This window comes from Kitasatospora sp. MY 5-36, assembly GCF_001182915.1.
Classification (GTDB): Bacteria; Actinomycetota; Actinomycetes; order Streptomycetales; family Streptomycetaceae; genus Kitasatospora.
The window spans coordinates 1-8878 of record NZ_LFVW01000023.1 but is presented as its reverse complement, the minus strand read 5'-3'; the positions used below and the strand labels follow the sequence as shown (position 1 = coordinate 8878).

Below are 8878 nucleotides of genomic sequence, written 5' to 3'. Positions count from 1 at the left end.
GCCCCCGCCGCTGGAGCTGGAGCGGGCCGACGCCCGGGCCGGGGAGTTCGGCGCGCCCGAGGAGGTGCTGTCCGAGGGCGGCGGCTGGGCCGCGCTGGAGATCGAGGCCGGTGCCCTGCCCGCCTCGCCCGCCCTGCCCTTCGGCGAGCCGGCGGCCGCCCAGGAGCCCTGGCGGCGGCTCCTGAGGACCGGCACGCTCCCGGTCTGCGACCCGCCGGCCGAGCCGGTCACCGGGGCGCACTGGCGGCGGCTGCTGGAGGCGAACGCCACGGACTGGCACGCGCTGTACCAGCTCGGGCTGCTGCGCCTGGCCGACGGGGAACGGGAGTCCGCCCGCGAGGCGTTCGAACGCTCCGTCGCCGTCCAGGCCTCGCCGTGGGCACTGCGCGCGCTCGCCCTCCTCGCCCCGCAACCGCGGGAGGCCGCCGACCTCCTGCTCTCGTCCCACCGACTCCGCCCGGAACTACGGGAGTTGACGATCGAGACGCTGGAGTCGCTGCGGCGCGCCGAGCGCCCCGCCGAGGCGCTCGCGCTGATCGAGGCGCTCTCCCCGGCCGACCGGGCGCACGGGCGGATCAGGCTGGCCGAGGCGGAGGCGGCGCACGCCCTCGGCGACGACGACCGGGTCCGGCGGCTGCTGGCCGAGGGCATCCAGGTCGACACCATGCGCGAGGGCGAGCTCTCCCTGGACACCCTCTGGCTCGCCGTCCACCCCGGCACACCGGTGCCCCCGCAGTACGACTTCCGCATGGCGGACGGCTGACCGCCCGCCTCCCCGGACCACTCTCCCGTTCCGCACCCCCACAGCAGGGGCGCAACCGTGCGCCCCGCCACGGAAGAGGAGTACCAGTGTCATCCCTACGCACCCGATGGGCCCGCACTCTCGCGGCCACCGTCCTGGCGGCGCTCGGCGCCGGAACCCTGGCCGCCGGACCGGCGTCCGCCGACAGGCCGTCCGCCGACTCACCCGCCGCCGGCAGGCCGGCCCCCGCCACGTACACGGTCTCGGTCGGCAGGACCGGCTCGTACGCCTACCCCGACGACACCCAGGCCAGTCCCTACACCGACAAGGACGGCACGTTCTACTTCCAGCAGTCGCACTCGCTGTACGGCGCGAACGACTCCCGGCAGTGGGACTTCTTCACCGGCCGGGACTTCGACAGCGCCACCAGGTCCGCCGCGATCAGCGACGCCGTCAACCCCGCCGACCCGTCGGACCGCAACGACGACACCACCGCACGCTGCAACAACAGCCCCACCGGACGGGAGTCCAGCTACGCGCCGCAGGGTTCGCACTACGCCCAGCGGAACTACTGCGACCTGGCCGGGGTCTGGGTCGACCCGGACAGCGGGGACTGGTACGGGCTGGTGCACAACGAGTTCACCCCCCAGCCCTTCGGCGACGGCCTGCACTACGACGCGATCGACTACGCCGTCTCCACCGACCAGGGCCGGACCTGGACGATCAGGGACCACGTGATCACCTCGCCCCGCAGCACCACGCGAGGTGACACCGCGGCCTTCCCGCAGCAGACCTTCTCCTACGGCGACGGCGACCAGCGACTGTTCGTGGACACCGCCTCCGGATACTTCTACGTCTTCTACGGCTCCCGGATCGTCGACAAGGGCGGCAGCTGGGGCGCGTTCCAGCAGCACGTCGCGCGGGCCCCGATGTCCGCCAAGATGACGCCGGGCAGCTGGCAGAAGTGGTACGACGGCGCGTGGTCGCAGCCCGGGGCCGGCGGCCTGGAGAGCGACATGGTGCCCGCCGACGGCGCCAACCCCACCGGGTACCTCCCGCCGGCCAAGGAGTACGACCCGGCCAACCCCGGCACCGTGAGCCGGCAGATCGCGGCCGGCACGCTCGCCCCGAGCACGCCGCTGTTCGTCATGAACATCGCCTACGACGCCTACCTGGGCCTCTACATCGGCACTCCGCAGGCCGTCGACCAGAGCGGCAACGCCCCGCAGCAGATCTACGCCACCAAGGACCTGGCCACCCAGAAGTGGACGCTGCTCGGCGACACCGGCGGTTACCACACCGCCTCCTGGTACCGCTGGTTCCTGGACAGCGCCAGCCTGACCGGTACCACGATCGTCGGCAGGACCTTCCGGTCGTACTGCTCCTTCGCCTGCGCCGGCTCGGACGGCCAGTACGTCGAGCTCACCGTCGGCTCGTCCGCGCCGGCCGCCCCGCCGGTCGACCTGGCCAGGACCTACCGGATCCAGAGCGGCAACGGCCGGGTCCTCGCCCAGAGCGCCGGCGGCTCCGCCGTCACCTCCACGGCCAGGGCGGCCGGCTCCGCCCGCGAGCCCTGGCGGTTCCTGGCCGAGGGCGACGGCTCCTACCGGATCGTCAACGCCGCCACCGGTCGGCTGCTGGGCGTCGACGCCACCTCGACGGCGGGCCGGGCCTGGGGCGCGGCGCTGACCGCCACCGGCGCCGTCGGCGGGAACGCCACCGTCGGGCAGCAGTGGTTCATGCTCCCCAGCAAGGCCGGGAAGGGCCGGTTCCAGCTGGTGAACCGTTACAGCGGCCTGGTGATCGGCATGTCCGGCACCTCGGGCCGACTCGCCGAGACCGTGCCCGCCCGCTCCTGGAACGACACCACCGGCTCCACGGTCGGCGGCGGCCGCACGGCGGCCGAGCAGACCCTCGCCCTCGTTCCGCAGGCGCCGCGGTGACGCGGGAGCCGGACACCGGATCGCCGCCGCGGCGGTGGTCGACCTCCTGACCCCGACCCCGGCACGGCTCGATCGACGGCCGTGCCGGGGCCCTCCTGTGGGCCGGGTCAGTCGGCCGCGGCCCCGCGCAGCCGCTCGGCGGCGGCCTCCGGACTCACATCGGTGACGAAGGCGTCGAGTCCGGATTCCACGCCCGCCAGGTACTTGAGCCTGCCGGGAGCGCGCCGGACGGTGAACAGCTCCAGGTGCAGGGCGAGTTCGTCGCCGCCGTCCTTCGGCGCCTGGTGCCAGGCGGAGATGTACGGGGTCCGGTTCGGCGCGGAGCCGGCGGGAGCGGGGAACAGCCGGTCGAAGCGGCGCAGCAGGTCCAGGTAGAGGCCGGGGAACTCGGCGCGCTCGGCCTCGTTCAGCGCGGTGAGGTCGCGCACCCGGCGGTTGGGGTAGAGGTGGACCTCGTACGGCCAGCGGGCGGCGAAGGGCACGAAGGCCGTCCAGTGCCCGCCCCGGAGCACCAGCCGCTCGGGGGTGGCCCGTTCGGCGGCGACGAGGTCCTCGAAGAGGTTCCGCCCGGTGCTCGCCCGGTACGCCTCGGCGCGGCCGATCATCCGGGCGGTGCGGGAGGGGACGAAGGGGAAGGCGTAGATCTGCCCGTGCGGGTGGGCCAGGGTGACGCCGATCTCCTCGCCGCGGTTCTCGAAGCAGTACACCTGCCGGACCTCGGGCCGGGCGGAGAGCTCGGCCGTGCGGTCGGTCCAGGCGTCCAGCACCAGGCGGGCCCCGGCCTCGTCCAGGTCGGCGAAGGAGGTGTCGTGGTCGGGGGCGAAGCAGACCACCTCGCAGCGGCCGGTGCCCGGCCGGAGGGTGCGCAGGGGGTCGTCCTCGTGGGCGGTGACGTGGGCGGCGGAGTCCGGGGCGAGCGAGGGGAAGCGGTTCTCGAAGACCACGACCTGGTAGTCGGCCGCCGGGACCTCGCTCAGCCGTCCGTTCCGGGAGGGGCAGAGCGGGCACTCGCCGGCCGGGGGGTGGTAGGTCCGCTGCTGGCGGTGGGCGGCGACGGTCACCCACTCGCCGAGCACCGGGTCCAGTCGAGTCTCGGAGAGGCTCGCGGAGGGTTCCAGCGGGCGTTCGTCCACGGCGTTCCGGGCCGCGCCGAACTCCTGGTCGTAGTAGACGAGTTCGCGGCCGTCGGCCAACTTGGTCGCGGTCTTGTGCACCGCCGTGCTCCTTCTGCGGGGGAGTTCGGCCAGTCTGCGCCGATCTCCAACAGAATCAAACATATTCGATCGCTTGTCAACAGGTGTAGACCTGCCGACAGGACATCGGGCACCGTTTCCGGTCCGCGCCGCGCTGCGAAACCCGCAGGTGTTGACTGCGGCGGCCGATGATGTTTGATTATGTCGAAATCGGCTCCCGTCCGCCGAAGGAGGCACCGACGGGAGCCGCCACGACGCACGCGCACGACGTACGGGAGCCGAGCAGATGATCGACCGGGCCGCCACCGACTTCGAGGCCGTCCACGGCGCCCGGCCGAGCGGCGTGTGGGCCGCGCCAGGCCGGGTGAACCTGATCGGTGAGCACACCGACTACAACGACGGCTTCGTCCTGCCCGTCGCCCTCCCGCACACCACCAGGGTCACCGCCCGCCGCCGCACGGACGGCCGGGTGCGGCTCCACAGCACCCGGGGCGACGGCACCGTCACCGACCTCGCGCTCGACGGCCTGGCCCCCGGGGTCGTCACCAGCTGGGCCGCCTACCCGGCCGGCGTGTTCTGGGCCCTCGCCGAGGCCGGACACGCGATCGGCGGCGCCGACCTCTCCGTCGACAGCGACGTGCCGGCCGGTGCCGGGCTCTCCTCCTCCGCCGCCCTGGAGTGCGCCACGGCCGCCGCCCTGAACGACCTGTACGGGCTCGGCCTGTCCGCGCCGGACCTCGCCCTGGTCGCCCAGCGGGCCGAGAACGCCTTCGTCGGCGTGCCCTGCGGGGTGATGGACCAGATGGCCTCCGCCTGCTGCACGGACGGTGCCGCGCTGCTCCTCGACACCCGGACGCTGGAGCGGCGCCACGTCCCGCTCGACCTGGAGGCGGCCGGCTTCCGGCTGCTGGTGATCGACACCCGGGTCAAGCACGACCTCGGCGACGGCGCCTACGCCGCCCTGCGGGCCGGCTGCGAGCGGGCCGCCGACCTGCTCGGCCTGGCCGCGCTGCGCGACCTGCCGGCCGCCGGCCTCACCGCGGCCCTGGAGCGCCTGCCCGGGGAACTCGCCCCGCTGGTGCGGCACGTGGTCACCGAGAACCGGCGGGTGGCCGAGGTGATCGAGCACCTGGACGGCGGGCGGACCGCCGCGCTGGGGCCGGTCCTGACGGCCGGACACGCCTCGCTGCGCGACGACTTCCGGGTCTCCTGCCCCGAGACGGACCTCGCGGTCGAGGCCGCCGTGGCCGCCGGGGCGCTGGGCGCCCGGATGACCGGCGGCGGCTTCGGCGGCTCCGTCATCGCGCTGGTGGCCGCGGCGGACGTGGCAGCGGTCGCGGACGCGGTGCGGTCGGCCTTCGGCTCCGCGGGCTTCGCCGCACCCGTCGCCTTCACCGCCGTCCCCTCGGCGGGGGCGCGTCGACTGGCCTGACCGGGCGGGGCCCGGAGCCCCCGGTCAGCCGGCGGCCGGTACCACGACGAGTTCGCCGACCGCCTCGGCGAGCGCGTTGCGGGCCGCCGCGGGGAGGGCGTCGTCGGTGATGAAGCAGTCGACCTCCGTCAGGGCCGCGAAGCTGCTCAGGCCGACGACGCCCCACTTGGTGTGGTCGGCGACCACGACGGTGCGGCGGGCCGAGGCGATCAGGGCCCGGTTGGTCTGCGCCTCGGCGAGGTTGGGGGTGGTGAGCCCGGCCTGCTCGCTGACGCCGTGCACGCCGAGGATGAGCAGGTCCACGTGGAGGGTGCGGATCGTCTGGTCCGCGAGAGCCCCCACCAGGGCCGCGGAGCGTGTCGGCGCCCCACCGGTCAGCAGCAGCGACGGAACGGTCTCCGCTCCGTCGCTCTCCGCCGCCCACAGCAGGTCCGCGATCCGCAGGGAGTTGGTGACGACCGTCAGCCCCGGCACCTCCAGCAGCCGGGAGGCGACCGCGTAGGTGGTGGTGCCGGCGGACAGCGCCACCACGCTGCCCGGTTCCACCCGCTGCGCGGCGGCGTCGGCCAGCGCGGCCTTGGTGCTCTCCTCCAGCCCGGACTTCACGTCGAAGCCGGGTTCGTCCGTGCTGGCGGTCCCCACCGCGATGGCCCCGCCGTGGACCTTCCGCACGTCTCCCTGGCGTACCAGCGCGTCCAGGTCGCGGCGGATCGTCATGTCCGACACGCCGAACTGCTCGACCAGCTCGGCGACGCGCACCGCGCCGGCCTTGCGGATGGCCTCCAGGATCAGCGCCTGGCGCTGCGGGGCGAGCAAACTCTGATCAGCCACGAAGGCCCTTTCGATCGAACGGGTGCCTGACCGCTCCCGCTTCCTCCGGCAGGCCGACCCTGCCGCGGTCCGGACGTACCGGTGCCACCGCCGAGGGCCGGGTGGGACGCCGGGGCGTTCGCGTCGGCGACCGGGGAGCCGTCGGCCGCGACATGATCCAGTATCCCAGGACCCCAACGGGCCCCGACCCGACCGGTCGGCCGGTCGCGCTCCTGCGTCCGGTGGCGGCTCGGCCGGGCCGGGTCCACGTGCACTCGTGCTCGGACTTTGCCATTGAGTGCGTGTTATTGCTTATTCTGCCCGTCATCTTGTCAGGAGCGAGCAGAGCCCCGTACAAATGGTCCGGCTGGGACCAACAGCAGCCATCCATGCCCTGACCCCGAGATCCCGTGAGGTCGAAGCGTGTCAACTGCCCTCCGCCGGTGGCTCCGTACCACCGTCGCCTGCTGTACGGCGCTCGCCGCCGTGTCCACCGCTACGCTCCTGGCTCAGCCCGCGGTCGCCGCGGAGCCCTCCCCGTCCGGCACCGTCGCCGAGTACCCGAACTACGCCCCCACACCGCCCATGGGCTGGAACGACTGGTCGTACTACCAGTGCGGGATCGACGAGAAGACCATCCTCGACAACGCCCGGGCCCTCGTCTCCACCGGGCTGGCGAAGAAGGGGTACGACACCGTCACCATCGACGACTGCTGGATGTCCAAGCAGCGCGACGCCCAGGGCAACCTGGTCGCCGACCCGCGGCTGTTCCCGCACGGCATGGCCTACATCGGACGCCAAGTCCACGACCTCGGCCTGAAGTTCGGCATCTACGAGGACGCCGGGACCGCCACCTGCGGCGGCTACCCGGGCTCCCTCGACCACTGGCAGCAGGACGCGGACCTGTTCGCGTCCTGGGCCGTCGACTACGTCAAGCTCGACGGCTGCAACGTCCCGGTCAAGCCCGGCGAGACCGAGGAGCAGAGCTACCGCGACACCTACACCGCGATGAGCCGGGCGCTGCTCGACACCCACCGCAGGATGGTCTTCTCGGTCTCCGCGCCCGCCTATTTCCAGGGCGCGACGAACTGGGAGTCGGTGATCCGCTGGTCCGCGCCGCTCGGCAACCTGTGGCGGGAGGGCGCGGACATCGCACTCGGCCAGGCCAGCGGCGCCGAGAAGTGGGCGTCGATCATGTACAACTACGGCTACAACGTCGGACTGGCCGACCTGCAGCGCCCCGGCCGGTGGAACGACCCCGACTTCCTGCTCGCCGGCGACTCCGGGCTCAGCCAGGACGAGATGCAGAGCCAGATCTCGCTGTGGGCCGTGATGGCCGCGCCGCTGATCTCCAGCACCGACCTCACCCGCCTCTCCCCGGCCGCGCTGGAACTGCTCGGCAATCGCGACGTCATCGCCGTCGACCAGGACCGGCTGGGCGTCCAGGGGCGGGTCGTCCAGCACGGAACCGGCTACGACGTGCTGAGCAGGCCGCTGGCCGGAGGGGACCGCGCGGTCGCGCTCTTCAACTCCTCCGACACCGCGCAGACCATCACCACGACCGCCGCCCGGGCCGGCCTGCCCGCCGCCGACGGCTACCGGCTCGACGACCTGGTGACGAAGAAGGCCGTCGGGACGGCCGGCGTGATCTCCGCGAACGTGCCGCCGCACGCCACGGTGCTCTACCGGGTCCACCCCGGCGCGACCCGCGGCCTGGCCCCCGCCACCGCCGTCACCTGGCAGGACGTCAGCACGGCCCAGGAGCCCGGGACGTACCGGATCACCCTGGCCGACAACGGCGCCGTCGCGCTGAACGACACCAGCGTGCGGATCAGCGCCCCCGCCGACTGGACCGTCACCCCGGCGACCGTCACGCTCCCGCGCATCGCACCGGGCACGACCGCGTCGGCCGCGGTGACGGTGCACGGCCCCCAGGGCGCTCCCGGCACCACGGCCACGGCGATCACCGCCACCGCGAGCTACCGGGCCCGGCCGGCCGGGGTCGACACCGTCAGCGGTGAGCAGACGATCGTGCGGACCGTGCCCTACCCGTCGCTGGAGGCGGCGTTCGACAACGTCGGCGCCACCTCCGAGAGCGACACCGTTCCCGGCGACTTCGACGGCGCCGGGAACAGCTACTCGGCGCAGGCCCTGGCCCTGGTCGGCGCCACCGCGGGCGCCACGATCAGCGCCAACGGCCTCAGCTTCACCTGGCCGTCCGCGGCCGCCGGCACCAACGACAACGTGTCGGCCGCGGGCCAGGAGATCACCTTCAGCGGCCAGGGCAGCGCGCTGGGCTTCCTCGGGGCCGAAGCGGGCTTCGCCTCCGGCACGGTCACCGTCGCCTACACCGACGGCACCACCAGCAGCGGCCAGTTGGGCTTCCCCAACTGGTGCTGCACCCCGACCGACGCCTACGGCGCGAAGACCGCGTTCACCACGGACCACCGCAACACGCCCACCGGGCCGGGCAACTTCGGCACCGGGTACGGCGTCTTCACCAACACCGTCCCGCTGACGCCCGGCAAGACGATCCGTTCCGTCACGCTGCCCCGCGCCGCGGCGATCCACGTGTTCGCGCTGGCCGTCCAGCCGTGATCCGCGCCGCCCGGCCCACCGGACCGGTTCCCGTGGGCCGGGCGGTCGGCGTTCCCCCGCCCGAGACTCCGCCCCTCCCGGCGAACGGCATCCAGGACCCCTCCATGACCGTCATGAACCGCACCACCCTGGCCGGTGCCCGGCTGGTCCTGCCCGGCGG

At 73.7% G+C, this 8878-nt stretch carries 5 protein-coding genes and 1 pseudogene; 4 read left to right on the top strand and 2 right to left on the bottom strand.

Features of this window, described 5'->3' with window-relative positions; all coding sequences use genetic code 11:
• Both AE652_RS01960 and AE652_RS01955 read left to right on the top strand, forming a co-directional pair.
• Positions 1 to 763, top strand: a pseudogene (locus AE652_RS01960) (hypothetical protein); the annotation flags it as partial.
• An 86-nt stretch (positions 764 to 849) separates the two neighbouring features.
• Positions 850 to 2685: an RICIN domain-containing protein gene (locus AE652_RS01955; protein ID WP_053111932.1), complete on the top strand. Its 1836-nt coding sequence runs from the start codon at positions 850 to 852 to the stop codon at positions 2683 to 2685.
• A gap of 107 nt (positions 2686 to 2792) precedes the next feature.
• Here the strand turns inward: AE652_RS01955 and galT are convergent, their stop codons facing one another.
• Entirely contained in the window at positions 2793 to 3899 is a 1107-nt protein-coding gene (gene galT, locus AE652_RS01950) for a galactose-1-phosphate uridylyltransferase (protein ID WP_049649306.1), read from the bottom strand.
• A gap of 265 nt (positions 3900 to 4164) precedes the next feature.
• Here galT and galK point away from each other — a divergent pair, with 265 nt between their 5' ends.
• Positions 4165 to 5310 carry a galactokinase gene (gene galK / locus AE652_RS01945; RefSeq protein ID WP_049649305.1) on the top strand — a complete coding sequence of 382 codons (1146 nt, stop codon included), beginning with the start codon at positions 4165 to 4167 and terminating at the stop codon, positions 5308 to 5310.
• Positions 5311 to 5334: 24 nt separating this feature from the next.
• Here galK and AE652_RS01940 read toward each other — a convergent pair whose 3' ends face one another.
• Positions 5335 to 6141 carry a DeoR/GlpR family DNA-binding transcription regulator gene (locus AE652_RS01940; protein WP_049649304.1) on the bottom strand — a complete coding sequence of 269 codons (807 nt, stop codon included), beginning with the start codon at positions 6139 to 6141 and terminating at the stop codon, positions 5335 to 5337.
• Between the two features lie 402 nt (positions 6142 to 6543).
• On the opposite strand from AE652_RS01940, the gene AE652_RS43385 reads away from it, so the two are divergent.
• A complete protein-coding gene (locus AE652_RS43385) occupies positions 6544 to 8718 on the top strand; it encodes an NEW3 domain-containing protein (protein ID WP_082345164.1) in 2175 nt (724 codons plus the stop codon).
• The last annotated feature ends 160 nt before the right edge of the window (positions 8719 to 8878 follow it).